The organism is Arenimonas sp. MALMAid1274, assembly GCF_049195245.1.
In the GTDB taxonomy this organism is placed as follows: domain Bacteria; phylum Pseudomonadota; class Gammaproteobacteria; order Xanthomonadales; family Xanthomonadaceae; genus Arenimonas.
In genome coordinates this window covers 187478-214290 of sequence record NZ_JBMIRR010000022.1, presented here as the reverse complement: position 1 = coordinate 214290, position 26813 = coordinate 187478, and the positions used below count along the sequence as shown (strand labels likewise).

At 70.4% G+C, this 26813-nt stretch carries 28 protein-coding genes; 13 read left to right on the top strand and 15 right to left on the bottom strand.

Annotation, left to right across the window (positions count from 1 at the left end):
• The 4 genes from ACOQFR_RS03380 to pilG all read right to left on the bottom strand — a co-directional run.
• Positions 1–3838 (bottom strand): Hpt domain-containing protein (locus ACOQFR_RS03380; RefSeq protein ID WP_421378520.1); only part of this gene is annotated, 3838 nt, incomplete at its 3' end.
• A 79-nt stretch (positions 3839–3917) separates the two neighbouring features.
• Positions 3918–5963 (bottom strand): methyl-accepting chemotaxis protein, encoded by a 2046-nt coding sequence (locus ACOQFR_RS03375; RefSeq protein WP_421378517.1) that lies wholly within the window; start codon positions 5961–5963, stop codon positions 3918–3920.
• A 62-nt stretch (positions 5964–6025) separates the two neighbouring features.
• Positions 6026–6589 (bottom strand): chemotaxis protein CheW, encoded by a 564-nt coding sequence (locus ACOQFR_RS03370; protein ID WP_421378514.1) that lies wholly within the window; start codon positions 6587–6589, stop codon positions 6026–6028.
• Positions 6590–6597: 8 nt separating this feature from the next.
• Entirely contained in the window at positions 6598–6987 is a 390-nt protein-coding gene (gene pilG, locus ACOQFR_RS03365; RefSeq protein WP_421378511.1) for a twitching motility response regulator PilG, read from the bottom strand.
• A 186-nt stretch (positions 6988–7173) separates the two neighbouring features.
• Between pilG and gshB the strand changes: the two genes are divergently transcribed.
• Both gshB and ACOQFR_RS03355 read left to right on the top strand, forming a co-directional pair.
• A complete protein-coding gene (gene gshB / locus ACOQFR_RS03360; protein WP_421378508.1) occupies positions 7174–8130 on the top strand; it encodes a glutathione synthase in 957 nt (318 codons plus the stop codon).
• Position 8131: 1 nt separating this feature from the next.
• Positions 8132–8995: an energy transducer TonB gene (locus tag ACOQFR_RS03355; RefSeq protein ID WP_421378505.1), complete on the top strand. Its 864-nt coding sequence runs from the start codon at positions 8132–8134 to the stop codon at positions 8993–8995.
• Here the strand turns inward: ACOQFR_RS03355 and ACOQFR_RS03350 are convergent, their stop codons facing one another.
• The 6 genes from ACOQFR_RS03350 to ACOQFR_RS03325 all read right to left on the bottom strand — a co-directional run bounded on the left by ACOQFR_RS03350 (position 8996) and on the right by ACOQFR_RS03325 (position 14182).
• A complete protein-coding gene (locus ACOQFR_RS03350) occupies positions 8996–9946 on the bottom strand; it encodes an aspartate carbamoyltransferase catalytic subunit (RefSeq protein ID WP_421378502.1) in 951 nt (316 codons plus the stop codon).
• On the bottom strand, positions 9936–10409 hold the full coding sequence (gene ruvX, locus ACOQFR_RS03345; protein WP_421378499.1) for a Holliday junction resolvase RuvX: 474 nt from the start codon (positions 10407–10409) through the stop codon (positions 9936–9938). The genes ACOQFR_RS03350 and ruvX overlap by 11 nt, the downstream gene beginning before the upstream one ends.
• Positions 10406–10969, bottom strand: a complete 564-nt coding sequence (locus ACOQFR_RS03340; protein ID WP_421378496.1) for a YqgE/AlgH family protein — start codon at positions 10967–10969, stop codon at positions 10406–10408. Before ACOQFR_RS03340 ends, ruvX begins: the two co-directional genes overlap by 4 nt.
• Positions 10970–10993: 24 nt before the next feature.
• The gene (locus ACOQFR_RS03335) at positions 10994–11803 is read right to left on the bottom strand and encodes a hypothetical protein (protein ID WP_421378493.1); all 810 of its coding nucleotides are present in this window, start codon (positions 11801–11803) and stop codon (positions 10994–10996) included.
• 128 nt (positions 11804–11931) lie between these two features.
• Complete coding sequence (locus ACOQFR_RS03330) at positions 11932–13062, bottom strand: PilT/PilU family type 4a pilus ATPase (RefSeq protein ID WP_421378491.1); 1131 nt, start codon at positions 13060–13062, stop codon at positions 11932–11934.
• Positions 13063–13144: 82 nt separating this feature from the next.
• Positions 13145–14182: a type IV pilus twitching motility protein PilT gene (locus ACOQFR_RS03325; protein ID WP_421378489.1), complete on the bottom strand. Its 1038-nt coding sequence runs from the start codon at positions 14180–14182 to the stop codon at positions 13145–13147.
• 88 nt (positions 14183–14270) lie between these two features.
• Between ACOQFR_RS03325 and ACOQFR_RS03320 the strand changes: the two genes are divergently transcribed.
• The 5 genes from ACOQFR_RS03320 to ACOQFR_RS03300 all read left to right on the top strand — a co-directional run bounded on the left by ACOQFR_RS03320 (position 14271) and on the right by ACOQFR_RS03300 (position 18061).
• Complete coding sequence (locus ACOQFR_RS03320; protein WP_421378487.1) at positions 14271–14984, top strand: YggS family pyridoxal phosphate-dependent enzyme; 714 nt, start codon at positions 14271–14273, stop codon at positions 14982–14984.
• Positions 14981–15820 (top strand): pyrroline-5-carboxylate reductase, encoded by an 840-nt coding sequence (gene proC / locus ACOQFR_RS03315; RefSeq protein WP_421378485.1) that lies wholly within the window; start codon positions 14981–14983, stop codon positions 15818–15820. Before ACOQFR_RS03320 ends, proC begins: the two co-directional genes overlap by 4 nt.
• Positions 15821–15895: 75 nt before the next feature.
• Positions 15896–16339 carry a DUF4426 domain-containing protein gene (locus tag ACOQFR_RS03310; RefSeq protein WP_421378483.1) on the top strand — a complete coding sequence of 148 codons (444 nt, stop codon included), beginning with the start codon at positions 15896–15898 and terminating at the stop codon, positions 16337–16339.
• Positions 16336–17019, top strand: a complete 684-nt coding sequence (locus tag ACOQFR_RS03305) for a histidine phosphatase family protein (protein WP_421378481.1) — start codon at positions 16336–16338, stop codon at positions 17017–17019. Before ACOQFR_RS03310 ends, ACOQFR_RS03305 begins: the two co-directional genes overlap by 4 nt.
• A 19-nt stretch (positions 17020–17038) precedes the next feature.
• Complete coding sequence (locus tag ACOQFR_RS03300; protein WP_421378479.1) at positions 17039–18061, top strand: phosphotransferase; 1023 nt, start codon at positions 17039–17041, stop codon at positions 18059–18061.
• Positions 18062–18076: 15 nt separating this feature from the next.
• Here the strand turns inward: ACOQFR_RS03300 and ACOQFR_RS03295 are convergent, their stop codons facing one another.
• The 4 genes from ACOQFR_RS03295 to ACOQFR_RS03280 all read right to left on the bottom strand — a co-directional run bounded on the left by ACOQFR_RS03295 (position 18077) and on the right by ACOQFR_RS03280 (position 20648).
• Positions 18077–18880, bottom strand: coding sequence for an ABC transporter substrate-binding protein (locus tag ACOQFR_RS03295; protein WP_421378477.1), 804 nt, complete (start codon positions 18878–18880; stop codon positions 18077–18079).
• Positions 18877–19470, bottom strand: a complete 594-nt coding sequence (gene pdxH / locus ACOQFR_RS03290) for a pyridoxamine 5'-phosphate oxidase (protein ID WP_421378475.1) — start codon at positions 19468–19470, stop codon at positions 18877–18879. The genes ACOQFR_RS03295 and pdxH overlap by 4 nt, the downstream gene beginning before the upstream one ends.
• 88 nt (positions 19471–19558) lie before the next feature.
• Positions 19559–19771 (bottom strand): dodecin family protein, encoded by a 213-nt coding sequence (locus tag ACOQFR_RS03285; protein ID WP_421378473.1) that lies wholly within the window; start codon positions 19769–19771, stop codon positions 19559–19561.
• A 64-nt stretch (positions 19772–19835) separates the two neighbouring features.
• Positions 19836–20648 carry an NAD-dependent epimerase/dehydratase family protein gene (locus tag ACOQFR_RS03280; RefSeq protein ID WP_421378471.1) on the bottom strand — a complete coding sequence of 271 codons (813 nt, stop codon included), beginning with the start codon at positions 20646–20648 and terminating at the stop codon, positions 19836–19838.
• Between the two features lie 64 nt (positions 20649–20712).
• Here ACOQFR_RS03280 and ACOQFR_RS03275 point away from each other — a divergent pair, with 64 nt between their 5' ends.
• The 4 genes from ACOQFR_RS03275 to hemE are packed head-to-tail and all read left to right on the top strand — an operon-like array spanning position 20713 to position 23745.
• The gene (locus ACOQFR_RS03275; protein ID WP_421378469.1) at positions 20713–21252 is read left to right on the top strand and encodes a shikimate kinase; all 540 of its coding nucleotides are present in this window, start codon (positions 20713–20715) and stop codon (positions 21250–21252) included.
• The gene (gene aroB / locus ACOQFR_RS03270; protein WP_421378467.1) at positions 21249–22328 is read left to right on the top strand and encodes a 3-dehydroquinate synthase; all 1080 of its coding nucleotides are present in this window, start codon (positions 21249–21251) and stop codon (positions 22326–22328) included. The genes ACOQFR_RS03275 and aroB overlap by 4 nt, the downstream gene beginning before the upstream one ends.
• Positions 22329–22383: 55 nt before the next feature.
• On the top strand, positions 22384–22638 hold the full coding sequence (locus ACOQFR_RS03265) for a WGR domain-containing protein (RefSeq protein ID WP_421378464.1): 255 nt from the start codon (positions 22384–22386) through the stop codon (positions 22636–22638).
• Between the two features lie 24 nt (positions 22639–22662).
• On the top strand, positions 22663–23745 hold the full coding sequence (gene hemE / locus ACOQFR_RS03260) for a uroporphyrinogen decarboxylase (protein ID WP_421378462.1): 1083 nt from the start codon (positions 22663–22665) through the stop codon (positions 23743–23745).
• Between the two features lies 1 nt (position 23746).
• Here the strand turns inward: hemE and ACOQFR_RS03255 are convergent, their stop codons facing one another.
• Complete coding sequence (locus ACOQFR_RS03255; protein ID WP_421378460.1) at positions 23747–25291, bottom strand: ATP-binding protein; 1545 nt, start codon at positions 25289–25291, stop codon at positions 23747–23749.
• A 320-nt stretch (positions 25292–25611) separates the two neighbouring features.
• On the opposite strand from ACOQFR_RS03255, the gene ACOQFR_RS03250 reads away from it, so the two are divergent.
• Together ACOQFR_RS03250 and ACOQFR_RS03245 are read left to right on the top strand one after the other, a co-directional pair.
• Positions 25612–26241 (top strand): YceI family protein, encoded by a 630-nt coding sequence (locus ACOQFR_RS03250; protein WP_421378458.1) that lies wholly within the window; start codon positions 25612–25614, stop codon positions 26239–26241.
• Positions 26225–26812, top strand: a complete 588-nt coding sequence (locus ACOQFR_RS03245; protein ID WP_421378456.1) for a cytochrome b — start codon at positions 26225–26227, stop codon at positions 26810–26812. Before ACOQFR_RS03250 ends, ACOQFR_RS03245 begins: the two co-directional genes overlap by 17 nt.
• The last annotated feature ends 1 nt before the right edge of the window (position 26813 follow it).

Sequence of the window (26813 nt, the reverse complement as noted above, 5' to 3'; positions counted from 1 at the left end):
CCCCCGCCGCCCCCCCCGCGGCGGCCCCGGCGGCGGCGGCCTCGGCGGCAGCGGCCTCGGCGGCAGCGGCCTCAGCAGCGGCCTCGGCGGCAGCGGCCTCGGCGGCAGCGGCTTCGGCAGCAGCGGCTTCGGCGGCGGCGGCTTCGGCGGCGGCGGCTTCGGCAGCGGCGGCTTCGGCAGCAGCGGCTTCGGCGGCAGCGGCTTCGGCAGCGGCGGCTTCGGCAGCGGCGGCTTCGGCAGCGGCGGCTTCAGCAGCAGCGGCTTCGGCAGCGGCGGCTTCAGCAGCAGCGGCTTCGGCAGCAGCGGCCTCGGCGGCAGCGGCTTCGGCAGCCGCGGCTTCAGCAGCAGCCGCTTCGGCAGCAGCGGCTTCGGCGGCGGCGGCTTCAGCAGCAGCGGCTTCGGCAGCAGCAGCTTCGGCAGCGGCGGCTTCAGCGGCAGCGGCTTCAGCAGCAGCGGCTTCGGCAGCAGCAGCTTCGGCAGCGGCGGCTTCGGCAGCGGCGGCTTCGGCAGCGGCGGCTTCGGCAGCGGCAGCTTCGGCAGCAGCCGCTTCAGCTGCAGCCGCTTCAGCAGCCTCGGCTTCGGCGGCGCGGGCCACCGCAGCTTCGGCGGCGAGGATGTCGTCCAGGCTGAGCGTCGGGCCGAAATCGCCCGCATCGGTTTCGGTGATGGACAGCGACGGGGCCTGCTCATCGGCGGCGACCGGCGCTTCCAGGAAGGCATCGAGCGAGACCCGCTCCTGCTCGAACTCCGGTTCGGCGTCGGTGTCGTCGGCGAACTGCGGCAGGCCGGAGACATCGGGCGCTTCCATCGGCACCGGCGTCGGCAGCACGCTCTCCACTTCCTCCGGATGCAGCGGGATCGGCACCGAGGATTCCGGCAGGCCATCGCGCAGCGCGGCGGCGCGCGCGGCCAGCGCGCTGAAATGCGGCAGCACCGGACGCGGACGTTCCAGCGCGAGGATGGCCTCGCGGATCGCGGACGCCGCATCGGCCACGGCGGCAACGCCGTCGGCACCGGGGGTACGCTGGCTGGCCAGCGAGCGTTTCATGAAGCCTTCCAGCGGCGCGGTCACTTCGGTCAACGCGGTGACCTCGGTCATCGCGAAGGCACCGTTCATCGTGTGGACGGCGCGCAGCAGCTGGTCGGTGACCGGCTGCGGGCCGCGTGCGGCGCACTGCGCCAGCCAGGCGTCCACGGTCTCGAGATGTCCGGCCACTTCGGGCTTGAGGATCTCGAACAGGACCGGATCGATCGCGAAGCCGCCCTGCTCTTCTCCACCCTCGTCGGCAACGGAGGCCGCTTCAACCGCGGGCTCGTGCACGGGCTCCGGCTCCGCGACCAGCGCGGGCTCCGGCGCGGCCTCGACCGCCGCGGCCGCAGGCGCGCTGCTGATCGCAGGCGCAACCGGCTGCGGCTGGTAGATCACTTCCTCGCCGGCGGCGACGCGGTCGGCCAGGGCCTGGATGCCTTCCAGGTCGGCGTGCACGGCCTCGCCCTGCAGCGCGGCGCGCAGCAGGGGCAGCGTGTTGAACGCGTTCTCGATCAGCGACACCACCGCCGGGCTGGCGGTGCGGGTGCCGTCGAGCACGCGGTTGAGCATGCTCTCGATCTTCCAGCTGAACTCGCCCAAGGCCTTGGCGCCGACCAGGCGCCCGCTGCCCTTGAGGGTGTGGAAGACGCGGCGGATGGGCCGCAGCTGTTCGGTATTGTCGGGACGGCTGCGCCAGGTCGGCAGCAGCTGCTCGAGGTTGCCGATTTCCTCCTGGAACTCCTCCAGGAAGACCTCGCGGATTTCGTCGTCGATCTCGTCGCTGGAGCCATCGAAGCCCGGGATCTGCGGGTAAGCGCCGCCGACGGGCGCGGACGGCGCGGATGCGGCGGCGACCGGTGCCTCGGCCACGGGCGCAGTCTCGGCGCCATCGGCCGGCGGCGCGAACGCCAGCACCGGTTCGGGTGCGGACACGGGCTCGGGCTCCGGCTCCGGAGCGACCACCGCCGGCGCCGTGGAAACGGGCGCGGGAGCCGCTTCGGCCGCGGGTTCCGCGGCCGGCGGCTTGGCCACCGCCGGTGCAACGACGGCCGCCGCGATCGCCGCCGCACGGGGCGCCGGCGCCGGCATCAGGTCCTCGGCCGGCAGCGGCCAGTAGCCCAGCGACTCAAGGTTTTGCTTGGCGACTTCCAGTATCTGCTCGCGCTTGGGGCGACGGTCGCGCAGGGCCTCGAGGTAGTACTCCAGGCTGGCCAGCGCATCGGCCAGGCGATCCATCTGCTGGCCGTTGGGCACGCGATGGCGACGCAGCAGTTCACTCTCGGTGAAGCGGCGCACGGCGGTGAGGTACTGCGGCGCCTCGACGAGTTCAAGGATGCGCAGCGCGCCGGACACTTCGTCCAGCAGGCGCGGAACGTCGGCCAGCTGGGCGTGGTCCCAATGGGTTTCCACGAAAGCCACGAAGCACTGGCGGGCCTGCGCGAAATTGCCGATGGCTTCCTTGACCACCACTTCGAGCACCTTGCGGGCCTCGGAGCTGGGCAGGGCCGACTCGTCCGCCGGGGCATCGGTAGCCGCGTCGGCTTCGCCCAGGCGGGCGACCTGGTCGTCGAGAGAAGCTTCGACGTAGAGCAGCGCGCCGGCGATGTCGAGCAGGGCCGATTCGTCGGCGGCACGCTGGCCGCTGACAATGGCATGGATGGCGGTGCGCTGGTCCTGGACCACGCGGCGCGGCACGCCGAGGCCCAGCATGCCCAGGGTGTCGGCGACGCGGTCGAGCGCCTCGACCTGGTCGTTGAGGCCGACCGCGGCGGCATCGGGCGTGCGCAGGTGCAGGTCGAGCGCGTCCTTCACCCGCAGCAGGTCTTCCTTGATCGCCAGGGCCACCGTGGACAGCAGCGCGCGGTTGCGGCCACTGAGGCTGCCGCGGGCATGCGCCAGCTCGGACTCGCTGGGGATGTATTCGCCCAGGCCGAACACCTGGCGGATCTCGCCGATGCGGCCGTGGTCGGTGGGCGCGTGGGCCACGAAATAAAGCAGCTGGCGCGTCAGCTCCAGCGGCGGATCGGTACGGAACGCGGCATCGCCGCCCTCGGCGAGGCGCTTGATTTCGCGCTCGACCTTGGCCAGCGCCTGCTTGAGCGGCTTGGAGGCCTCGAAGGCATTCTTGGCCAGCGCGTCCAGCGTGCCGGCGGCGACCCAGAACAGGCGGCGCGCATGCTCGGCGTCGGTGATCGGCACCAGCTGTTCGCAGACGTCGGTGAGGTCGCGGATGGTCGCGGCGCTGTTGTCATCCTTGAGCCAGCGCAGCAGCGCGCCCTGGAACAGGTTGCGCAGGGTGTCGGCGCGGCGCTTGAGCTCTTCCGGCGGCAGCGGCGCGGCCGGGCCGGCGGCGGTGACGGGCAGCGGACGCGACAGGTCGGGCGAAAACAGCACCGACTCGGACAGGCCCTTCTCGCCGCGCGGCTCACGCAGCTCGTTGAGCAGCGGCAGCAGCACGATCGGGATGTCGCGATGGCCGCTCTGCAGGCGCTCGAGGTAGTCGGGCAGCTGCACGATGCCGCGCATCAGCGCCGCGTAGCCGGTTTCCCGCTCGGCGACCTTGCCCTCGACCAGGGCGCTGGCCAGGTGCTCCATCTCCTCGGCCACCATGGCGGCGCCGTAGAGTTCGACCATGCGCAGTGTGCCCTGCACCTGGTGCAGGTAGGTCGCGCAGGCCTTGAGCTGGCCGGGGTCCTCGCCTTCCTCGACGTAGGCCTCCAGCGCCTGGCGTGCCTGGCGCAAGGTCTCGTCGAGCTCGGGCTTGACCCAAGTGAGCGTGGTGAAATCGATGTTTTCGTGCAGCCTCATGCCGAGGTCCTGTCAGTGCACGGACGCCCGGTTGGGCGCACGCGACATGGTTGTGCCGTTGACAAACCGGTTCCGGGCATCAGCCCGGCAGCTTGAAGTCCGCGACCGATCGGCGCAGGTCGGCGGCCAACTGGGCGAGGTTTCCGATCGACTCCGCGGTCTGGTTCGCACCCTGCGACGTCTGCGTGGTGATCTCCTGAATCACGCTCATGGTGGCCGTGATGTTGGTCGCCGCAGTGGACTGCTGGCGGGCTGCCTGGGAGATGTTCTGAATCAGGTCCGCGAGGTCGTTGGACACCTTTTCAATTTCGCCCAGGGCCAGGCCCGCGTCCTCGGCCAGTCGGGCACCGGCCACCACTTCCGCGGTGGTCTGTTCCATCGAGCTGACGGCTTCGTTGGTGTCGGACTGAATGGTCTGCACCAGGGCCTCGATTCGCTTGGTCGCGTTCGAGGCGCGTTCCGCGAGTCGCTGCACTTCGTCGGCCACCACCGCGAAGCCGCGGCCCGCCTCACCGGCGGACGCGGCCTGAATGGCGGCGTTGAGCGCCAGGATGTTCGTCTGTTCGGAGATGTCGTTGATCAGCTCCACGATCGAGCCGATTTCCTGGGAGCTTTCACCCAGTCGCTTGATTCGCTTCGAGGTCTCCTGGATCTGGTCACGGATGTTGTCCATGCCCTGGATCGTCTGGCGCACCACTTCGGCGCCCTTGGCGGCGATCTGCACGGAGCGCTGCGCCACGTCGGCCGATTCGGCGGAGTTCTTCGACACCTCGTCGATGGACGATGCGATTTCGTTGATCTGCGCCGACGCGCTGGTGATCTGCTGGGCCTGGTGTTCGGCGGCCTCGGCCAGGTGCATGGCGGTGGCCTGCGTTTCCTGGGCGGCGGCGGCGACCTGCACGGCCGTTTCGTTAATGGTGGACACCAGGGATCGCAGCGCTTCCACCGCGAAGTTGATGGAGTCGGCGATCGCGCCGGTGATGTCCTCGGTGACCGTGGCCTTGACCGTCAGGTCGCCTTCGGCGAGCGAACCCATTTCGTCCAGCAGGCGCAGAATGGCCTCCTGGTTGCGCTGGTTGAGCTCCTGCGTGGTGCCGAGGCGGCGACGCTGGTCGCGGAAGATGGTGAACAGCAGTCCGACCAGGCCGACCACGGCGCCGATGCCGCCGCCGATAGCCCAGTAGTTGTTCGGGAACACACGGGCGTAGTTGATGTTGTCGAAGCTGGTGAACAGCGCCTGCGAGTTCTCGAGCAGGACGTTGGACTCCTCGGAGATCTGGGTCGCGGCGCTCTGCACCTCGGCCAGGTCGGCCGCGGCTTCCAGGATCACGTCCAGGTCGGCCTGGGCTTCTGCATACAGCGCTTCGGCCGCCTGCAGGTTGGCGATGCCGCCCGGCGTGGTGATCTTGTTGTAACCCGCTTCGGCGTTGCCGTCGCGGAAGCCCTGCAGCACCGCGGCGAACACGCCGGCGTCGCGGGACAGCGCGTCGGCCGCCGACACGGCGTTTTCACCGCCGGCCACGATTTCCGTCACGCGGCGCGACATGCGGTCAGCCAGCACGAGCTGGCGGTTGGCGATGGAGATCTGAGAGGCCGGGGCATTGGCGTCGGTGAGCGAGCGGCCCACCTCGTCGAGCTGGAAGGCCAGGCGCGGCACGCGGGCGGTGAACTGCGCGGCGGTGTCGGCGAGGTTGAGCACCTCTTCCTCGCTTTCGGTGATGCGCTCGGCAGCGGCCGCCATCGGCGTCCAGGTCTCGGTGACCTTGGACAGCGCGCTGCTCACGCCCAGTGCGTTCGGATTGCCCTCGTACGCCGGAACGCCCTCGGCATCGCTGCCGCTGCGCAGTGCGTTGACGATCGAATCGATTCGGGTCTTGGTCGCCTTGAACTCCGTGAAGGCGTCGGCGTTGCCGTCGACGGCTTCCTGGGTGTATTTCGCCAGCTGCTGCGAAAGCACCTGCAGGTCGGCGGTGAGCGCCTGAGCCTTCGCTTCCTGGCCGCTGTAGTAGCCGCTGGCGGCGAAGTTCGCACCCAGGACGGCGAGCGAGATCACCAGGATCAATGCCCAGAAGCCCAGGCCGAAATTCGTAAGCTTGTCGGTGAACGAGCGCGGATTAGTGCTCATGACTGGACCTCAACCCCTGTTTGAAGATCAACAACTGAAAGAAGATGGAATACGTGGACCACTTATGCGGTGGCCTGGCGGAATTCGGGCGTACGCGTGAGCAGGGACATGTTGAACACGCCCCAGGTGGTGTCGGACAACTGGTAGGCCTGGCCGACGAAATGGCCGTAGCGGCCATCGGTGTCGGCGCCGGAAAGTTCCGCCCGGTGCGAATCGTTGAAGGTGCGCTGGCCGAACAGCTCGTCGATGATCACCGCGACGTTGCCACCGGCCTGGCGCACGACGAGGCAGCGCTGGCCCTCGTGCACGACGGTGCGCTCGCCCTCGAGGAACTGCTTGAGGTCGACCACCGGCAGCAGGCTGCCGCGCACGTTGGCCACGCCCAGCATCCAGTTGTGGGCACCGGGCACCGGTGTCACCGGAGGCAAGGGCAGGATTTCAACCACCTCGTCGAACGACGACACCAGCCGCCGCTGGCCGAGCCGGAAGCCCACGCCGCGCCAGTGGCCCGGCGCTTCCACCATCTCGGGACGGCCCGGCACGTGGGCCAGCGACCGCTGCTCGTAATCGAGCAGGGTTTCGAACGGACCGGTGCGCTTGTTGTGGCTGTGGTTGGGCTTGGCCATGGTGCGCCTCAGCCCGCCGGCACGTACTTGCGGATGGCCGAAAGCAGCTCATCGCGGGTGAAGGGCTTGGTGAGGTACTGCTCGGAGCCGACGATGCGACCCCGCGCCTTGTCGAACAGGCCGTCCTTGGAGGACAGCATGATGACCGGCGTGTTCTTGAACATCTGGTTGTTCTTGATCAGCGCGCAGGTCTGATAGCCGTCCAGGCGCGGCATCATGATGTCGACGAAGACGATCTGCGGCTGGTGGTCGGCGATCTTCGCGAGGGCCTCGAAGCCGTCGGTCGCCGTCACCACGTCGCAGCCTTCCTTCTTGAGGAGGGTTTCGGCGGTACGGCGGATCGTCTTCGAGTCGTCAATGACCATGACCCGCAAGCCGGCCAGGTGGTTTTCGTCCATCTCACTCCCCATTGCAGTGCTGTCCCTGGCAGTGCCGGCCCCATCACCGGCGCCCGCACCTTATTAGCTTATATCCCAGCCGAGCCCGAATGTGTCAAGCACGTCCCGGTTCCAGCGTGACCGCCCGCACGTTCCTCGGAGGCCCTGCTAGGCTAGGGCCCCTGCAAGACGGAGTAACAGGCGCCGATGGCACTGGACGTGGCCGTGGTGATGGACCCGATCGGCAAGATCAAGATCGGGAAGGATACTAGTTTTGCCATGCTGCTCGAGGCCCAGCGTCGCGGGCACCGGCTGCACTACGTGCTGCCCGGGGGTCTGTCGCTGGACGGCTCCCGGTCCATGGCCCGCATGGCCGCCGTGACCGTGCGCGACGACCCGGCCGACTGGTACCAGCTCGGCGAGGCCGCCACCCGGCCCCTGTCCGGGGTGGACGTGTTGCTGATGCGCACCGACCCGCCGGTGGACGCCGACTACCTGCACGACACCCACATCCTGTCGGTGGCCCAGGCCGAGGGCGTGCTGGTGCTCAACGACCCGCGCGGCCTGCGCGACCTGAACGAGAAGCTGGGCGCCCTGCTCTTCCCGCAGTGCTGCCCGCCGACCCGGGTGTCGCGCGACGCGGCCGAGCTGCGGGCGTTCGTGGCCGAGCATGGCGAGGCCGTGCTCAAGCCGCTGGACGGCATGGGCGGGCGCTCGATCTTCCGGGTCCGCGCCGGCGAGCCCAACCTGAACGTGATCCTGGAAACCCTGACCGACAGCGGCCGCCACCTGGCCCTGGCCCAGCGTTTCCTGCCCGAGATCAAGGATGGCGACAAGCGCATCCTGCTGGTGGACGGCGAGCCGGTGCCCTACTGCCTGGCCCGCATCCCGCAGGGCGACGAGTTCCGCGGCAACCTGGCCGCGGGCGGCCGCGGCGAGGGCCGACCCCTGTCCGAGCGCGACCTGTGGATCGCCCGCCAGGTCGGGCCGGAACTCAAGCGCCGGGGCATGCTGTTCGTCGGCCTGGACGTGATCGGCGACTGGCTGACCGAGGTCAACGTCACCAGCCCCACCTGCGTGCGCGAGCTCGACGCCCAGTTCGGCCTCAACATCGCGGGGCAGCTGTTCGATGCGCTGGAAGCCCGTCGGGCCCGCCGGGACTGAGATGCCGGCCGCACCTGTCATCGGCTCTCGGGAACGGCTCAGCGCCACCTCGGCCCTGTCCCTGGTGGTGTTCGGCGTGCTGATCCTGGGCGTGGGCTTCGCCCGCGACGACGCGGCCCCGGTCACCCCGACCCTGGACGTGATCCTGACCGAGACCCGCAGCGACGAGGCCCCGAAGGACGCCGACTTCATCGCCCAGGCCAACAACCAGGGCGGCGGCGAGAGCGACCGGGCCGAACGTCCCCGCGAGGAGCAGCTGGCCCCGGTCCCCAAGCCCGAACCGGGGCTGGCCCCGGAACCCATGGTGACGCAGGCCCCACCGCCCGAGCCCGAGCCCGTGCCCCGTCTGCTCAGCACCACGGCGCAGAGCGAGATGACCCTTCCGGTGCCCAAGGACCAGCGCGAGACCGAACCCTCGCCGCTGTCGCCGGGCAAGGAGCTGGTGGAACAGAACATGGAAATGGCCCGGCTGGCCGCCGAGATCGAGCGCCGCCAGGCGCTGATGGCCAAGCGGCCCAAGCGCAAGTTCGTTTCGGCCAGCACCCGCGAGTACGAATACGCCAGCTACCTGCGGGCCTGGGTCAGCAAGGTCGAGCGCGTGGGCAACCTCAACTACCCCGACGAGGCCCGCCGGCGCGGCCTGGGCGGACGCCTGGTGGTGACGGTGGCGGTGCGCCGCGACGGCAGCATCGAGGAAATCCTGCTCAACCGGACCAGCGGCCTGGGCGTGCTGGACCAGGCGGCGATCCGCAGCGTGCGCCTGGCCGAACCCTTCCCGCCCCTGCCCCAGACCAGCGAGAACATCGACGTGCTGCACATCACGCGCACCTTCGACTACCTCAACGGCGTGGTCGCCACCGAATAGTCAGGCGCCCACCAACAGGGCATCGATTACGGCCATGCGCACCGGCAGCCCATTGGCCACCTGGGCCAGCACCACCGACTGCGGGCCGTCGGCCACGCCACCGTCGATTTCCACGCCGCGGTTCATCGGGCCCGGATGCATGACCAGGGCGTCGGGAGCCGCGTTCGCCAGCCGCGCCGGCGTCAGGCCGTAGTCGCGGAAGTAGCCTTCGAGCGAAGGCACCAGGCCTTCCTCCATGCGCTCGCGCTGCAGCCGCAGCATGATCGCGGCGTCCACGCCGGCCACGGCCTCGTCGAAATCGTGGAAGACCCGGCAGCCCTGCAGCACGTCTTCGCCGGGCAGCAGGTTGGCGGGGCCGCAGACGCGGATCTCGCCGCAGCCCAGCGTGCGCAGCGCGTGCAGGTCCGAGCGCGCGACCCGGGAGTGCCTGAGGTCGCCGGCGATCAGCACGCACAGGCGCGAGAAATCCGCGCCCTTGCGCTGGCGCAGCGTCAGCATGTCCAGCAGGCCCTGGGTGGGATGCGCCGAGCGGCCGTCGCCGGCGTTGATCAGGTGGGTTCCCGGCGCGGCACCGGCGGCCAGTGCCGCCACCGCGCCATTGTCGGCATGCCGCACCACGAACACGTCCACGCCCATCGCTTCGAGCGTCTTGAGGGTGTCGAGCGCGCTTTCGCCCTTGCGGGTGGACGAGGTGGCGATGTCGAAGTTGAGCACGTCCATGCCCAGGCGCGTGGCCGCCAGCTGGAAGCTGCTGCGGGTGCGGGTGGAGGTCTCGAAGAACAGCGTGCACAGGGTGCGGCCGGCGTGCCGGTGGCGCAGGGCGGTGCCGGCGTGCGCGTCGGGCAGCATGGCCTGGGCGCGGTCGAGCAGGTCGGTCAGGGTTTCGGCCGACAGGCCCTCGAGGGTCAGCAGGTGCTGCAGGCGGGCGTCGGTGGTGGGGTCAGGGCTCATGGCGGGGCGGCGGCGGGTCGAGGGGAAGGCGGGAATGGGGTTCGGCCAGCCAGCGTTCCAGGATCACGACGGCGGCCAGGGCGTCGAGCTGGTCGGCCTGCGAACGCTTGCGGGCGCCGGCGGCGCGGGCTGCGGCGAAACGCTGGGCGGCTTCGATGGAGCTGCGGGATTCGTCCACCTGCTGCACCGGCAGCGCGTAGCGGCGGGCCAGGGTGCGGGCAAAACCGCGGGCACGCTGGCGCGCGGGCTGGTCGCCGCCGTCCGGCGCGGCCGGGTCGCCGACCACCAGGGCCTCCGGGCGCCAGTCCTGCACCCACTTGTCCAGGCGCGCCCAGTCCGGTCCGGCGGCATGCACGTCCAGCACACCCAACTCGCGGGCGCTCATCGTCACCGTGTTGCCCAGTGCCACGCCGATGCGCTTGGCGCCGACGTCGAAGCCCAGCAGGGTGGTCGGGCTGCTCACGCGTGGCCGGCGTAGTCGGTCATCCGCGACAGGTCCACGCCCAGGCCGCGCGCGGCGGCATGCCAGCGTTCGCCCAGCGGCGTGCCGAACAGGATGGCCTGGTCGGCGGGCACCGTGAGCCAGCTGTTCTGGGCCAGCTCGGCCTCCAGCTGGCCGGCGGTCCAGCCGGCATAACCCAGGGCGACGAGCACGTTGGCCGGACCGTCGCCCTTGGCCATCGCGGCCAGGATGTCGCGGGACGTGGTGACGGCCAGGCCGCGCCCGAAGCGCAGGGTGGAATTCCATTCGCGCGGGTCGTCGTGCAGCACGAAGCCGCGGTCGGGCTGCACGGGGCCGCCGGCCACGATCGAACGGCCGGCCAGTTCGGCGTCGTCTGTCGGCAGGTTCATCTGGTCCAGCAGTTCGCCGACGGTGTAGTCGGCCTCGCGGTTGATGACGATGCCCATGGCGCCATTGGCGTCGTGCTGGCACACCAGCGTGACCGCGCGCTGGAAATTGGGGTCGTCCAGCGCGGGCATCGCGATCAGGAAATGATCGGTGAGGAAGGGGCTGTCGGCCATGGCGCTAGTCTAACGCGCCGCCGGTCAGCGGATGCGCAGGAAGACGGACGGGCCGCTCAGCGCCAGGTCCAGGCGCGCGTCCAGCAGGTCGCGCCTGCGGTCCAGGCGGATGCGGGTGGCGCCGTACTCCAGGGCCAGGCCGGCGCGTTCGAACGGGAACCATTCCAGGCCCACCGCCGCGTCCACGATGTGGCCGCTCAGGCGCTGGCCGCCCTTGGCCACGCCCGACAGGTCGGCGTAGACCCGCACCTGGTCGGAGAAGGCGTGGCGCCAGCCCAGTGCCAGCAGCGGCGCCACCGCCTGGTCGGAGCTGCGGACCGTGGCGCGCACGCTGTCCTCGTCCAGGCTGGCTTCGCCATCGAGCAGGGTCTGCACCCAGTAGCCGGCCAGGCCCAAGCCCAGGCCGTACACGGTGGCCCCTTCGCCGAACCACCAGCGGTAGGCCGCGCTGGCGAAGTCGTAGTCGAAATCGCCGCGCAGGCGGGCATCGGCCTGGTAGACCTGGCCATCGAACTCGATCTGCCGGCTCAGCCGGGTCTCGTTGCTGCGCCGGTAGCCGAAATATTCCAGTGACAGGCCCTGCGATTCGCCGACCAGGAAGTCCAGGCGCGCGTGGGTCACGGGCTCACGCTGGTCCAGGCCCAGGTCGCGCTCGAGGTTGACCGTTCCCGCCGCCGTGTAGTCGCCATCGCCTGCGCGTGCCGACACCGTGGTGTTGCTGTCGGCCTGGAAGCCACCCAGCCACACGCTGACGCGGTCCAGCGCGCGGGGCTCGTCGGCCGCCGGGGCGGACTCCGCCGCCAGCACGGCCAGCAGCAGCAGGGACAACGCCATCGCATTCACTCCACGGATCCGGGCGCACCACCCTAGCCCGCCGCGCCACGATGTCCGCTGAACCCGGGTTCCGTCCGAAAAAGAACGCCGGGCATTGCCCGGCGTTTTGAACCCTGCCGCGCGAGGGCTTACTTGACCTCGGACAGCTCCACGCCGTCCAGGCCCTGCGACAGCGTGCGCGCGTCGCCACCCTGGGCGAGCTTGATCTTCAGGCGCACCTCGTTGGCCGAGTCGGCGAACCGCAGCGCGTCCTCGTAGCTGATCTCGCCGGCCTGGTAGAGCTCGAACAGGGCCTGGTCGAAGGTCTTCATGCCCAGGTTGGTCGACTCCTTCATCACGTCCTTGATCTTGTGGATCTCGCCGTCGCGGATGTAGTCCTGCACCAGCGGCGTGCCGAGCAGGATCTCCATCGCCACGCGGCGCGACTTGCCGTCCGGGGTGGGGATGAGCTGCTGCGCCACCACGCCCTTGAGGTTCATCGACAGGTCCATCAGCAGCTGGCTGCGGCGGTCTTCCGGGAAGAAGTTGATGATGCGGTCCATGGCCTGGTTGGCGTTGTTGGCGTGCAGGGTGCACAGCACCAGGTGGCCGGTTTCGGCAAAGGCGATGGCGTGGTCCATGCCCTCGCGGGTGCGCACCTCGCCGATCATGATCACGTCCGGGGCCTGGCGCAGGGTGTTCTTCAGCGCGGCTTCCCAGCTGTCGGTGTCGATGCCGACTTCACGCTGGGTGATGATGCAGCCCTCGTGCTTGTGCACGAACTCGATCGGGTCCTCGATGGTGATGATGTGGCCCGAGGAGTTCATGTTTCGGTAGCCGATCATGGCCGCCAGCGAGGTGGACTTGCCGGTGCCGGTGGCGCCGACGAACAGGATGATGCCGCGCTTGGTCATCGCCAGGGTTTTGATGACCGCCGGCAGGTTGAGTTCCTCGACCGTCGGGATGCGCGTCTCGATGCGGCGCAGCACCATGCCGACCTGGTTGCGCTGGTAGAAGCAGGACACGCGGAAGCGGCCGACGCCGGACACGCCGATGGCGAAGTTGCACTCGTGGGTCTTTTCGAACTCCTCGCGCTGCGAGGGGTTCATCACGTTCAGCACCAGGTCGCGCGACTGCTGCGGCGTGAGCGGGTTCTGGGTGATGGGCGAGAGCTTGCCGTTGACCTTCATCGACGGCGGCACGCCCGCGGTGATGAACAGGTCCGAGGCCTTCTTGTGCGCCATCAGCTTCAGGAAGGAGGTGAAGTCGATGCTGCTCATGCGTGCTCCTGTTCGGCCCCCGGGGCCTTGGCCCGGGCGCGGTGTTCATTGACGTCGTGCCAGCCCCCCGACCGGCCGGGCTTCAGTCGAAAAGCTTCTTTTCCTTGGCGTATTCCTTGGCCTGCAGCTTGGTCACCAGGCCACGCTTGACCATGTCCTGCAGGCACTGGTCCAGCGTCTGCATGCCGTACTGCTGGCCCGTCTGGATGGACGAGTACATCTGGGCCACCTTGTCCTCGCGGATCAGGTTGCGGATGGCCGGGGTGGCGATCATGATTTCATGGGCCGCCACGCGGCCGCCGCCGACTTTCTTGAGCAGCGACTGCGAGATCACCGCGCGCAGGGACTCCGAAAGCATGGAGCGCACCATCGGCTTTTCGCCCGCCGGGAACACGTCGATGATTCGGTCGATGGTCTTGGCCGCCGACGAGGTGTGCAGGGTGGCGAACACCAGGTGGCCGGTTTCAGCGGCGGTGAGCGCCAGCCGGATCGTTTCCAGGTCGCGCATTTCGCCGACCAGGATGTAGTCGGGGTCTTCGCGCAGGGCCGAGCGCAGGGCCTCGTTGAAGCCGTGCGTGTCGCGGTGCACCTCGCGCTGGTTCACCAGGCATTTCTGCGAGGTGTGCACGAACTCGATCGGGTCCTCGACGGTGAGGATGTGGCCGAATTCGTTCTTGTTCACGCTGTCCACCATGGCCGCCAGGGTGGTGGACTTGCCCGAGCCGGTGGGACCGGTGACCAGGACCAGGCCCTGGGGCTGCTGCACCATCTCGGCGAAGATCTTGGGCGCGGCCAGCTCTTCCAGCGTCAGGATCTGGCTGGGAATGGTGCGGAACACGGCGCCGGCGCCGCGGTTCTGGTTGAAGGCGTTGACGCGGAAGCGGGCCAGGCCCGGGATTTCGAAGGAGAAGTCGACCTCGAGGAATTCCTCGTAGTCGCGCCGCTGCTTGTCGGACATGATGTCGTAGACCAGCGCGTGCACCTGCTTGTGGTCCAGGGCGGGGATGTTGATGCGGCGAACGTCGCCGTCCACTCGGATCATGGGAGGCAGGCCGGCCGACAGGTGCAGGTCGGAGGCCTTGTTCTTGACCGAGAATGCCAGAAGTTCGGCGATGTCCATTTTGTATTGTCCCCTCAGCGCGTCAACGGATAGGCGACCGCGTGTCCCCGGGGCAGTATAGCCCTAACCACGAAGGTGAATACCCCCCATGCCATCGCTACACCAGACCCTTCACGGCGTCCTGCAAACCATTGAAAACGCGGCCACGCTGGCGGGGAGGCCACGGTCCGTGACGCTGCTGGCGGTGTCCAAGACCCGGACCGCCGACGAGGTGCGTGCGCTGGCCGCCGCGGGTCAGTCGGTCTTCGGCGAGAACTACGTGCAGGAAGGCATTGAGAAGGTGCGGGCGCTGTCGGACCTGTCGCTGGAGTGGCACCTGATCGGCCACCTGCAGTCCAACAAGTGCCGCGAGGCCGCGGCCCACTTCGACTGGGTGCAGTCGGTGGACCGGCCCAAACTGGTGGCCGCACTGGACCAGGCCCGCGGTCCCGGCCGCCCGCCGCTGAACGTGCTGCTGCAGGTGAACGTGGATGGCGAGGCCGGAAAATCCGGCTGCGCTCCGGACCAGGTCGCCGCCCTGGCCGATCAGGTGCTGGCCGCGCCGAACCTGCGTCTTCGCGGGCTGATGGCCATTCCCGAGCCGCATCCGGACCCGGCCCGGCGCCGGGCCAGTTTCCACGCCCTGCGCCGGTTGTTCGACGACCTGGCCGCGCACCACGCCGGAATCGATACCCTGTCCATGGGCATGAGCGAGGATTTCGACCTGGCCATCGCCGAGGGCGCCACGCTCGTGCGCCTCGGTACGGCCCTGTTCGGGGCCCGCAGCGCCTCCCCCACTCCCCCACCCGCCGTGAACCCATGACCCCCGACACTCCCGACTCCTCCGCCGCCATCGCCTTCATCGGCGGCGGCAACATGGCCCGCAGCCTGATCGGCGGCCTGGTGGCGCGTGGCCACGCGCCCGGCCAGCTGCGGGTGGCCGAACCCGTGGCGGCCCTGCGCCAGGCCCTGGTGGCCGACTACGGCCTGTGGGCCGGGGAGCACGGGCTGGACGCGGCCGGACCCGCCGGCACCTGGGTGCTGGCGGTGAAGCCGCAGGTGATGCGCGCGGTCTGCGAATCGCTGGCACCGCTGGCGGCGGCGCGCCGTCCCTTGGTCATCTCGATCGCCGCGGGCATCACCACCGGACAGATCGACAGCTGGCTGGGTGGCGACCAGGCCGTGGTCCGAACCATGCCCAACACGCCCGCCCTGCTCGGGGCCGGGGCCACCGGCCTGTACGCCAATGCCCGGGTCCAGCCCGCACAGCGCGAGGCGGCCGAGGCGCTGATGCAGGCCGCAGGCATCACGGCCTGGATCCCGGATGAGCGCCTGATGGACGCCGTCACCGCGGTCTCGGGCAGCGGCCCGGCCTACGTGTTCCTGCTGGCCGAGGCCATGCAGGCGGCCGGCGAAGCCCAGGGCCTGTCGGCCGACACCGCGCGCGCCCTGGTGGTGCAGACCGTGCTCGGCGCAGCGCGCATGCTCGACGAAACCGGCGAACCCGCCGCAGTGCTGCGCCAGCGCGTCACGTCGCCGGGCGGCACCACGCAGGCGGCCATCGAAACCTTTGAGGCCGGCGGCCTGCGCGCGCTGGTGGACGCCGCGGTATCGGCCGCCACCCGGCGTGGCCGGGAACTGTCGGCAGGAACCTCCTGAGTGCATTCACGCGCCGTGGATGACAGCCTTGCGCCGCGGCGCGATGATGGGTGCCCGCCTGCAGGAGTGACGGCCATGCGTCGCCCGATCCTGGTTCCGATGATGCTGGTGATGCTGGCGCTGCTGCTGGCCTGGCCGGCCCTGGCGCAGAACTCCACGCGCGCCGGCGAGTACGTCGTGCACTACAACGCGCTGCCCAGCACGCGCATCACCCCCGAGGTGGCGCGCCGCAGCGGCATCACGCGCTCGGCCAACCGCGCCCTGGTCAACATCGCGGTGCGCCAGGGCGGCCCCGGCGCCGACCGCGCGGTGCCGGCGCAGGTGAAGCTGGCGGTGACCAACCTCAGCGGCCAGCGCGTTGGATTGCGCGCCCGCGAGGTGCGCGAGGGCGACGCGATCTACTACCTGGCCGAAGCCCGCATCGCCGGCCAGGACACCCTCACCTTCGAACTGGAAGTGACGGTGGCCGGCGCCGCCCCGATCAAGGCCAGCTTCCGGCAGGAGTTCTTCGTCGAGTGAGCCTGCTGCTGGTACGACATGGCCAGGCCAGCTACGGGGCCGCCGACTACGACAATCTTTCCGAGCGCGGCCAGCTGCAGTCGCGGCGGCTGGGCGAGTGGCTGGCGCGCGGCGGTCACCGGTTCCAGGCGGTGGTGGTGGGCGGCATGCGCCGGCACCGGCAGACCGCCGAAGGCGTGGCCGCAGCCTTCGCGGCGGCGGGGCTGCCCCTGCCCGAGCCAGTGGCCGATGAAGGCTTCGCCGAGTTCGACCACCAGGCCGTCTTCAGTGCTTACCTTGCGCGCGACCCCGAGCATCCGATCGCGGTGGCCAGCCGCAGCGGCCACCCGCGTGACGTCGGCGCGATGCTGCAGGCGGCGCTGCTGGCCTGGGCCCGCGACGAGCTGCCGGACCTGCCCGAATCCTGGGCCGCCTTCGGCCAGCGCGTGCAGTCGGCCGGCGAACGGCTTGAAGCCCTGGCCGGCGACGGCGAAGTGCTGGTGCTCAGCTCGGGTGGCGTGATCTCGCGCCTGGCGCAGATGGCGCTGGACGTTCCGGACACGCGCGCGGTCGAGCTCAATCTTTCGCTGCGCAACAGCGCGCTCTCGGAATTCCATCCCGCTGGCCGCCGCCTGCGACTGGGCAGCTGGAACGCGCTGCCGCACCTGCACGGCGAACGCGAGCTGTGGACTTATTACTGATGACCCCAGGCACCCGCCCATGACCGATCCCCTGGCCTTGCCCGAAGCGGCGCTCGCCGATTACCTGCAGGCGCACGTGCCCGGTTTCCGCGGGCCCCTGGTGGCCACGAAGTTCAAGGGTGGCCAGTCCAACCCCACCTATCGCATCGACGCCGCCAGCGGCACCTACGTGCTGCGCCGCAAGCCGCCCGGCGTGCTGCTGCCCTCGGCGCATGCGGTGGACCGCGAGTTCCGCGTGCTGCAGGCGCTGCACGGCAGCCAGGTGCCGGTGGCCGAGCCGCTGCACCTTTGCACCGATGACACCGTGATCGGCTCGATGTTCTATCTGATGCAGTTCGTCGAAGGCCGCATCCTCTGGGATCCGTCCTTGCCCGACGTCGATGCCGCCGGCCGCGGCGCGATCTACGACGGCATCATCGACGCGATGGCGGCCCTGCACACGGTGGATCCGTCGGCGGTGGGCCTGGCCGACTACGGCAAGCCCGGCAATTATTTCGAACGCCAGCTGCGCCGCTGGACCGAGCAGTACCGCGCCAGCGAAACGCAGCCGACGCCGGCGATGGAAACCCTGATCGCCGAACTGCCGCGCCGCTGCCCGCCCGACGATGGCGTGGTGGCGCTGGCGCACGGCGATTTCCGCATCGACAACCTGATGTTCCACCCCACCCAGCCACGCGTGATCGCTATCGTGGACTGGGAGCTGTCGACCCTGGGCCACCCGCTGGCGGACCTGGGCTATTTCTGCATGGCGCTGCGCCTGCCGCGCAACCCCGCCCTGCCCGGCCTGGCCGGGCTGGACCGCGCGGCCCTGGGCATTCCGGACGAGGCCGCGCTGCTGGCGCGATATTCCGCGCTGACCGGGCGGCCGATCCCGGCCGACTGGCCCTTCGTGCTGGCCTTCAGCTTCTTCCGCCTGGCGGCGATTGCCGAGGGTGTGGCCAAGCGCGCGCAGCAGGGCAATGCGTCCAGTGAAAGCGCGGCCCGCACCGGCCGCATGACCGGCATGCTGGCCGAACTCGGGGTGCAGGTGCTGCAGGACTGATCCGGCGGAGCGGCGTCAGCCGTGCGGGCGCTCGGCCCAGCGGCGGATGTGCGCCGCCATCTCCCGCACGCCGTCGGTCAGCGCCGCCGGCCCGGGCTGCAGGATGATCGGCGACTTGATCTCGTGCAGCTGTCCGTCGCGCACCGCCGGTACGCTTTCCCAGCCGGGACGCGCGGCCACCTTGCCGGGCTGGAACTTCTTGCCGCACCAGGACCCGAACACGATGTCGGGGGCACGGGCGATGATCTCGCGGTCGTCGGCCAGAATGCGGTGCTTCGCCAGCGACTGCGCGGCCAGCTCCGGAAAGATGTCGTCGCCGCCGGCGATGCGCACCAGTTCCGCCACCCAGCGGATGCCGCTGATGCGCGGCTCGTCCCACTCTTCGAAATACACCCTGGGGCGGCGCGCCAGCGTCGCCGAGGCGGCCGCCACTTCGTCCAGGCCACGCTGCAGCGCATCGGCATAGTCCGCGGCCTTCGCCGCCGCGCCCACCAGCGCGCCCAGCCGGCGCACGTAGTCCAGGGTGTCGGCGACGCTGCGGTGGTTGCTGATCCACACCTCGATGCCGTGCCGGATCAGCTCGGCGGCGATGTCGGCCTGGATGTCGGAGAAGCCGACCACGAAATCGGGCTCGAGCTTGAGGATCTCGCCGATGCGGGCGCTGGTGAACGCGCTGACCTTGGGTTTCTCCTTGCGCGCGCGCGGCGGACGCACGGTGAAGCCGGAAATGCCGACGATGCGGTCCTGCTCGCCCAGCGCGTACAGGACTTCGGTGGGCTCTTCGGTCAGGCAGACAATGCGCCGCGGGCCGTGGCTCACGGATACAGCATCCGCTGGCGCCACTGGCCGTCCACGCGTTCGTAGGACTGGCGCTCGTGCAGGCGGTAGCGCGCGCCGTACCAGAACTCGATGCGCTCGGGCACCACCCGGAAACCGGACCAGTGCGGCGGCCGCGGCACCGGACCACCTTCGAACTTCTTCTCGAAGGCATCGATGCGCGCCTCGAAGGTCTCGCGCGCCTCCAGGGTCTGCGACTGCAGCGAGGCCCAGGCGCCGATCTGGCTGGGACGCGGGCGCGAGGCGAAGTAGTCGTCGGCCTCGGCCACGGTCACCGGCTCCACCGTGCCCTCGACCTTCACCTGCACCTGGTCGCGCAGGGTCTTCCACAGGAACAGCAGCGCGGCCTGCGGATTTGCGGCCAGCTGGCGGCCCTTGCGGCTGTCGAAGTTGGTGTAGAACACGAAGCCGCGTTCGTCGAAGGCCTTGAGCAGCACGGTGCGTGCCGACGGCCGGCCCTGCGCATCGGCGGTGGCCACGGTCATGGCAGTAGGTTCGGGATCACCCGCTGCCGTGGCCTCCGCCAGCAGGCGGGCGAAGGTTTGCAGGGCTTCGGCGTACAGGTCGCTCATGCGGAACTCCAGGTTTCCCGCATTGTCGCTCCGATGGGCGGCGGCTGCACCCCACCGGCGACGGCCGGCGGGGCTGCCGCTGCGCGCTTCAGCTGACGACGAAGCTCACGCGCATGTTGACGCGCCATTCCGACACGCTTCCGTCGTCGTTGCAGACCACCTTGACGTCGTTGACCCAGGCGCCCTTGATGTTCTTCACGCTCTTGGCGACCTTCTTCAGGCCGGTCTGCACGGCATCTTCGATGCCTTTCTTGGACGAGGCGGAAACTTCGATGACCTTGGTGACAGTGGACGTTGCCATGGCGTTCTCCGAGGGGCCCGGGATGGGCGCTTGGACTATACGCCCGGGCCGCCCGCACGGCGGGTCAGGAGGCGGCCGGTCGCAGCAGCGGCACGTAACCTTCGCGGTAATCCGGATGCTCGGGCCGCCAGCCGGTCGCCCGCAGCCGTGTGTTGGCCACCCGGCGCCCGGTGGCCGGACCGGTTGCTGGCGCCAGGGCCGGCAAGCCTTCCTGCGCGCGGATCCAGGCAACCACGTCCGATTCCAGTGCGGGCGCGTCGTCCGAACCCAGGTATAGCGATTGAGGGGCGGGCAGGTCGATCAGGTGCGCCAGCGCGGCGGCCGCATCCTCGACGTGCAGGCGGTTGGTCCAGCGCGCGGCCGGCGGCTCGCCGGTGCGCGCCTTGCGCAGCATCGCCTCGCGGCCGGGGCCATAAAGGCCGGACAGGCGCAATGCGATGCCGGCGGCATGATCCGACAGCGCGCGTTCGGCCTCGCGCAGCACCTGGCCATTGAAGCTGGCGGCTTCGGCGGGCGTGGATTCGTCCACCCACTCGCCCTGGTCCTGACCATAAACGGCGGTGGACGAAGCGAAGATCAGCCGCGGTGCCTGGCAGGCGTCCATCATCCGCCGCAGTCCGTCCAGGTAGAGCGCGCGGTAGGACACCTCGTCGCGCTGGTCGGGCGCCGCGCAGAACACCAGCGCATCGGCACGCCGCGGCAGCAGCTGCAGGCGCTCGCCGCTGGCCAGGTCGGCGCGGACCTGGCGCAGGCGGCCTTCGTCCTCGCCGGCGCGGCGACGCACACCAACGACCTCGCCACCGCCCTGCTGCCAGCGCCGCGCCAGCCGCATGCCGACATCGCCCAGCCCTGCCACCACCAGTAATCCCGCGCTCATCCTGCCTTCCTTCGCAATCGCGAGCCTGCAGCTCCGCGGGGTCGGGATGCTAGCATCCGATCCCATGAATCCCGCGCCAAACCTCGTGCTCGTCGGCCCCATGGGCGCGGGCAAGACCTCGATCGGCAAGCGCCTGGCGGTGCGGCTGGGCCTGGCCTTCGTGGACTGCGACCACCGGCTCGAAGAAATAACCGGCGCGCCGGTGCCGCTGATCTTCGAGCACGAGGGCGAGGCGGGTTTCCGCGCCCGCGAGTCGGCCCTGATTGCCGAACTGATGCGCGGCGAAGGGCAACTGGTGGCGACTGGCGGCGGCGCCGTGCTGGCCGGGCCCAACCGCGACCACCTGCGGGCCCGCGGCTTCGTGGTGCATCTGCAGGTCAGCGTGGCCCAGCAGATCGAACGCCTGGGCCGCGACCGCAGCCGGCCGCTGCTGGCCTTCGGCGACAAGCGCGCGCGGCTCGAGTCCCTCGCGGTGGAACGCGGGCCGATCTACCGCGACATCGCCGACCTGGCCTTCGACGCCGATGGCCTCAGCGTGCCCGTCGCCGCCGAGCGCCTGGGCGCCCTGCTTGAACAGCGCTGGCAGCGCACGGAGACCGCGTGAACAAGGTGCATGACGTCGAGGTCGCGCTGGGCGCGCGCCGCTATCCCATCCGCATCGGCCGCGGCCTGCTCGACCAGGGCGACGCCCTGCGCGCGCTGGTGCCGGGCCGGCACGTGCTGGTGGTCACCGACGCGAATGTCGCGCCGCACTACCTGGCGCGGGTTGAGACGGCGCTGGCCGGCAAGCAGGTCGGCACCCGCGTGCTGCCGGCCGGCGAGCAGGAGAAAACGCTGGCGCGCTTCGGCGAGGTGCTGTCGGCGCTGGCCGCGCTAGGCGCCAGCCGCGATGCCACGCTCGTCGCGCTGGGCGGCGGCGTGATCGGTGACCTGGCCGGGTTCGCGGCGGCCTGCTGGATGCGCGGCATCCGCTTCGTGCAGTTGCCCACCACCCTGCTGGCGATGGTGGACTCCTCGGTCGGCGGCAAGACCGCGGTGGATCTGCCGCAGGGCAAGAACCTGGTCGGTGCCTTCCACCAGCCGTCGGCCGTATTGGCCGACACCGCCACGCTCGACACCCTGCCGGACCGCGAATTGCGTGCCGGCCTGGCCGAAGTGGTGAAGTACGGCGCGATCGCCGATGCGGCCTTCTTCACCTGGCTCGAAGAGAACGCCGAAGCGCTGCTGGCGCGCGACGCCGACGCGCTGGCCGAAGCGATCGCCGTCAGCTGCCGGCACAAGGCCGGCATCGTGGCGCGCGACGAGACCGAACAGGGCGAGCGCATGCTGCTCAATTTCGGCCATACTTTCGGCCACGCCATCGAGACCCAGCAGGGCTATGGCGGCCTGCTGCACGGCGAGGCGGTGGCAGTGGGCATGGTGCTGGCGGCGCGGCTGTCGGCCGACCTCGGCCGCGCGCCCTGGTCCGATACCGCGCGCCTGGCCGCCCTGCTGGAACGTTTCGGCCTGCCGGTGGCGCTGCCGCCCGGGCTGTCGGGCGATGCCCTGCTCGAGCGCATGCGCCTGGACAAGAAGGCCCTGTCCGGCCAGCTCCGGCTGATCCTGTGGAATGGGCTGGGCGCGGCCGCCGTGGCCACCGACGTGCCCGAAGCCGACCTGAGGGCCGTACTGGACGCCTGAGCCGGGCGCATCGCCAGCGCACGCCAGGCGCGCCCAATGGCTACAATGGCGGCCTATGCGATTGCTGCTGCAGCAAAAACCCAGCGCCGGCGAGGCGCCCCGCTATGTCCAGCTGATGCTCCAGCAGGACCTGCTGGGCGGCTGGACCCTGCTGCGCGAAGCCGGCCAGATCGGCGGCAAGGCCCAGCTCAAGCGCGAGCAGTACCTCGAGCGCGACGCCGCCCTGGCGGCCTTTGAAAAAGCCCGCGACGCGCAGGTGCGCAAGGGATTCCTGGTGATGTTCGCCCAGGGCTCCGATGCGCCGCGCTGAGCCCTCCCCCGCGCCCCTGCCCGGATGCACCCCGTGACCTTGAAGAATGACCGTTTCCTGCGTGCGCTGCGGCGCGAGCCCGTGGACTGCACGCCGGTCTGGCTGATGCGCCAGGCCGGGCGCTACCTGCCCGAATACCGCGCCACCCGCGCCCAGGCCGGCAGCTTCATGGGCCTGGCCACCAACCCCGAACTGGCCTGCGAAGTGACGCTGCAGCCGCTGCGACGCTACGACCTGGACGCGGCGATCCTGTTCTCCGACATCCTCACCGTGCCCGATGCGATGGGCCTGGGCCTGTATTTCGCCGATGGCGAAGGCCCGAAGTTCGAACGTCCCGTGCGCACGCCGGCCGACATCGCCCGGCTGGCCGTGCCCGACATGGGCACCGAGCTGCGCTATGTGATGGATGCCGTGAGCCTGATCCGGCGCGAGCTCGATGGCCGCGTGCCGCTGATCGGTTTCTCCGGCAGTCCCTGGACCCTGGCCTGCTACATGGTCGAAGGCGGCGGCAGCAAGGATTTCGCCCGCATCAAGTCCATGGCGCTGAACGAGCCGGCGGCACTGCACCGCCTGCTTGAAGTGACCACCGATGCGGTGATCGCCTACCTGGCCGCGCAGCGCGCGGCCGGGGCGCAGGCGCTGCAGGTGTTCGACACCTGGGGCGGCGTCCTGGCGCCACACGTGTACCGTGAATTCTCGCTGCGCTACCTGCAGCGCATCGCAGCCGAACTGCCGCGCGGCGAAGGTGCCGCGCGCACGCCGCTGATCCTGTTCGGCAAGGGCAATGCGCCCTATCTCGAAGACCTGGCGGCCACCGGCACCGAGGGCCTGGGCGTGGACTGGACCGTGGGCCTGGGCGAGGCGCGCCGCCGCACCGGCGGCTCGGTGGGGCTGCAGGGCAATCTCGACCCGGCGACGCTGTACGCGTCGCCGGCCGGCATCGAGCGCGAAGTGCGCCGGGCGCTGGACGATTACGCCGCGGCCAACGGCGGTTCGCGCGCGGGCCACGTCTTCAACCTGGGCCACGGCATGTCGCCGGACATGGATCCGGCGCACGTGGCCGTGCTGGTGGACGCCGTGCACGCCTTCAGCCGCGACGCCGCCTGAGTCAGCGTGGTCCCGCCGCGGCCGCCAGCGCTGCGGCCAGCATGTCGCCGGTGACCGGTTTGCGCAGGAAGCCATTCATGCCCGAGGCCATGGCGCTGGGCTCGGCCTCGGCGTCGGCGCGTGCGGTCAATGCCAGCAGCGGCATCCGGGAACCGCCCGCCCGGATCAGGCGCGCCAGCGCGGTGCCGTCGATGCCCGGCAGATCAAGGTCGAGCAGGGCCAGGTCGAATTCGCGGCAGGCCAGCTCCGAGATCGCCGCCAGCCCGTGCGGCACGTGCGCCACGGCGTGGCCCTGACGACGCAGCAATCCCGAGACCACCTCGGCCACCACGTCGTCGTCCTCGACCAGCAGCAGCCGCAGCGCGGCGCCTTGCGGCAGGCTGGCCGGCGCGGGTGCGGGCGGCAGTTCGGCGGCCGGCAGCGGCAACTCGACGCAGAACTCGGCGCCCTGCCCCGGCTCGCTGCGCACGCTGATGGCCCCGCCCATCGCGGCCGCCAGTTCCTGGCAGATCGCCAGGCCCAGGCCGCTGCCGCCATAGCCACCGGGCTCACGCGCCATGCCTGGTTCGAAGCGGCGGAACAGCCGCGCCTGCTGCTCGCTGCTCAGCCCCGGGCCGCTGTCGTGCACCACCAGCCGCAGGCCCAGCGGCGGCGGTGCCGACACCCGCGCGCTGACCTCGCCCCGATCGCAGAACTTGATGGCGTTGTGGCCCAGGTTGAACAGGATCTGCCGCACTCGCGTGGCGTCGCCGCGGAAGGCGCGCGGTACGTCGCCGTCGCAGGCCAGCGAAAATCCCAGGCCCTTGGCGCTGGCGAGCGGCCGCAGCAGGCCCGACACCTCGTCCAGCAAGGGCCGCAGTTCGAACGGCGCATCGTCGAGCACCAGCTTTCCCGCCTCGATGCGCGCCAGGTCCAGCGCGTCATTGACCAGCCGAAGCAGGTGCCGGCCCGCGCGCTGGATCGCATCGACCTGGGCCGACTGCACCGGATCGAGCGATCCGCCCTGCAACAGTTCGGCCATGCCCAGCACGCCGGTCATCGGGGTGCGGATCTCGTGGCCCAGCGTGGCCAGGAAGCGGCTCTTGGCCGCAGACTGCTGCTCGGCCAGGCGGCGGCTGGCCTGTTCGAGCTGCCAGGCCTCGCGCCGACGCCGGCGCGCCCGATGCGACAACGCCGCCCAGGCCGAGGCGGCGAGCACGGCAAGGCCGCCCAGCGCCAGCACGCGCTGGCTGCGCCACCACGGAGGATCCACCACCAGGCCCAGGGCCCGTGCCCGCGACCAATGGCCATCGACCGCCTGCGCCGCCACGAGCAGCCGGTAGCTGCCCGGGGCGAGCCGGTCGTAGGCCTGCTCGCCGGGCGGATCACGGGTGATCCAGCCCGCGTCGTGCCCCTCGAGTCGGAAGGCCACCCGCCGCACCGGCGAGGGACCGCCCGGCGCGAGGCGGATGCGCAGGTCGCGGTCATCGTGCGCGATGCGCAGGACCCGGACGTTGGCGGGATACACCAGCGTGCGCTGGTCGCGCACCAGGCTGACGATTTCCACCCGGGGCGGCTGGACGCTGACCTGCGGCGCCTCCGCTACCCCACCCGATGCCAATGGAAGGCCTGCTGGCTGCGGCTGTACTGCCGTTCCCGCCGCGAGGCCAGGGGCGATGACCAGTGCCGCGGCCAGCGCCCCGCAGCAGCGCCAGGCCCGCCCGCGCAGGCCGGCACAGGGAGCCGCGGACACGATGCGTGGCCGCGCCTCGCCCCCCGCGTCCGCCCGCGACCCTGCAACATTGGGTTTCGCCGCCATGCACGCCTCGTCCACTCTGCCGGCCTAGACTAGCCAGACCCGGGCCCCGGGAATGTAGGAGAACGCCGTTGCCGATGCGATCCACCTGCCTGATCGCCCTCGCCTGCCTCGCATCGCTGGCCGCTCACGCGGCCGAGCCTGCGGCCTGGCGCCTGGACCCGGTGCATACGCGCGTTGCCTTCCACATCGACCACGCGGGATTTTCCCGTGCCATCGGCACGTTCTCCGGCACGCACGGCCAGCTGTGGTTCGACCCCGACGACTGGTCCAGCGCCCGGCTGGACGTCCGTATCCCGCTGGCCAGCCTCGACCTGGGCGAGGCGGGCTGGAACGCCAAGGTGCTCGGCCGTGGCTTCCTCGATGCCACCGGCCAGCCCGAAGCACGGTTCACCTCGACGCGCGTGCAGCCCACCAGCGAAGGCCAGGCCGAGGTGCACGGCCAGCTGCACCTGCGCGGACAATCGCGCCCAGTGACGCTGCAGGTCACGCTCAACGCGATAAAGCGCCATCCGATCACCAAACGGCGCACGGTCGGCTTTTCCGCCACCGGCCGGCTCAGCCGTCGCGACTTCGGCATCGATGCCTGGCCCAACGTGATCGGCGACGAGGTCAGGCTGATGATCGAGGTCGAAGCCCTTCGCACGTCCGCCACCGAGCCACCCCCGACCCAGGAGACCCCCGATGCCGATCAGGAATGACGCCAACCAGTGGGGCGCCGTCAGCCTCGCGCTGCACTGGATCACGGTGGCGATGGTGCTGGGCCTGGTGCTGGTGGGCTTCCTGATGCAGGAGCTGCCCAACGCCCAGAAGGTGGCGGTGTACGCCCTGCACAAGAGCTTCGGCCTGACGGTGCTGGCGCTGACAGTGCTGCGGCTGCTCTGGCGGCTGGTGGCCGGTGCGCCCGCGCCCGTGCCGGGCACGCCGCGCTGGCAGGCCTGGGCCGCCAGCGCCACCCACGTCGCGCTCTACTTCGTGCTGCTGGCCATGCCCATCAGCGGCTGGCTGTACAACTCGGCCGCCGGCTATCCGCTGCAGTGGTTCAAGCTGTTCAACCTGCCCAGCCTGTCGGCGCGCAGCACCGAGATCCGCGAATTCGCCCACGACGCCCACGAGACGCTGTTCCTGGTGCTGGCGGCCATCGTCACCGTGCATGCACTGGCGGCGTTCAAGCATCACTACTTCGACCGCGACCGCACCTTGGTGCGCATGCTGCCGATCCTCAAGCCGCGTACCGATCCATCGCCGCAAGATCCCCCGCCCGGAGCCTGAC

Excerpts from the sequence above, each read along its gene's own strand:
- ACOQFR_RS03375 (WP_421378517.1), bottom strand. The coding sequence starts at position 5,963 with ATGAGCACTAATCCGCGCTCGTTCACCGACAAGCTTACGAATTTCGGC.
- ACOQFR_RS03370 (WP_421378514.1), bottom strand. The coding sequence starts at position 6,589 with ATGGCCAAGCCCAACCACAGCCACAACAAGCGCACCGGTCCGTTCGAA.
- pilG (WP_421378511.1), bottom strand. The coding sequence starts at position 6,987 with ATGGACGAAAACCACCTGGCCGGCTTGCGGGTCATGGTCATTGACGAC.
- gshB (WP_421378508.1), top strand. The coding sequence starts at position 7,174 with ATGGCACTGGACGTGGCCGTGGTGATGGACCCGATCGGCAAGATCAAG.
- ACOQFR_RS03355 (WP_421378505.1), top strand. The coding sequence starts at position 8,132 with ATGCCGGCCGCACCTGTCATCGGCTCTCGGGAACGGCTCAGCGCCACC.
- ACOQFR_RS03350 (WP_421378502.1), bottom strand. The coding sequence starts at position 9,946 with ATGAGCCCTGACCCCACCACCGACGCCCGCCTGCAGCACCTGCTGACC.
- ACOQFR_RS03340 (WP_421378496.1), bottom strand. The coding sequence starts at position 10,969 with ATGGCCGACAGCCCCTTCCTCACCGATCATTTCCTGATCGCGATGCCC.
- ACOQFR_RS03335 (WP_421378493.1), bottom strand. The coding sequence starts at position 11,803 with ATGGCGTTGTCCCTGCTGCTGCTGGCCGTGCTGGCGGCGGAGTCCGCC.
- ACOQFR_RS03330 (WP_421378491.1), bottom strand. The coding sequence starts at position 13,062 with ATGAGCAGCATCGACTTCACCTCCTTCCTGAAGCTGATGGCGCACAAG.
- ACOQFR_RS03325 (WP_421378489.1), bottom strand. The coding sequence starts at position 14,182 with ATGGACATCGCCGAACTTCTGGCATTCTCGGTCAAGAACAAGGCCTCC.
- ACOQFR_RS03320 (WP_421378487.1), top strand. The coding sequence starts at position 14,271 with ATGCCATCGCTACACCAGACCCTTCACGGCGTCCTGCAAACCATTGAA.
- proC (WP_421378485.1), top strand. The coding sequence starts at position 14,981 with ATGACCCCCGACACTCCCGACTCCTCCGCCGCCATCGCCTTCATCGGC.
- ACOQFR_RS03310 (WP_421378483.1), top strand. The coding sequence starts at position 15,896 with ATGCGTCGCCCGATCCTGGTTCCGATGATGCTGGTGATGCTGGCGCTG.
- ACOQFR_RS03300 (WP_421378479.1), top strand. The coding sequence starts at position 17,039 with ATGACCGATCCCCTGGCCTTGCCCGAAGCGGCGCTCGCCGATTACCTG.
- pdxH (WP_421378475.1), bottom strand. The coding sequence starts at position 19,470 with ATGAGCGACCTGTACGCCGAAGCCCTGCAAACCTTCGCCCGCCTGCTG.
- ACOQFR_RS03285 (WP_421378473.1), bottom strand. The coding sequence starts at position 19,771 with ATGGCAACGTCCACTGTCACCAAGGTCATCGAAGTTTCCGCCTCGTCC.
- ACOQFR_RS03280 (WP_421378471.1), bottom strand. The coding sequence starts at position 20,648 with ATGAGCGCGGGATTACTGGTGGTGGCAGGGCTGGGCGATGTCGGCATG.
- ACOQFR_RS03275 (WP_421378469.1), top strand. The coding sequence starts at position 20,713 with ATGAATCCCGCGCCAAACCTCGTGCTCGTCGGCCCCATGGGCGCGGGC.
- ACOQFR_RS03265 (WP_421378464.1), top strand. The coding sequence starts at position 22,384 with ATGCGATTGCTGCTGCAGCAAAAACCCAGCGCCGGCGAGGCGCCCCGC.
- hemE (WP_421378462.1), top strand. The coding sequence starts at position 22,663 with ATGCACCCCGTGACCTTGAAGAATGACCGTTTCCTGCGTGCGCTGCGG.
- ACOQFR_RS03245 (WP_421378456.1), top strand. The coding sequence starts at position 26,225 with ATGCCGATCAGGAATGACGCCAACCAGTGGGGCGCCGTCAGCCTCGCG.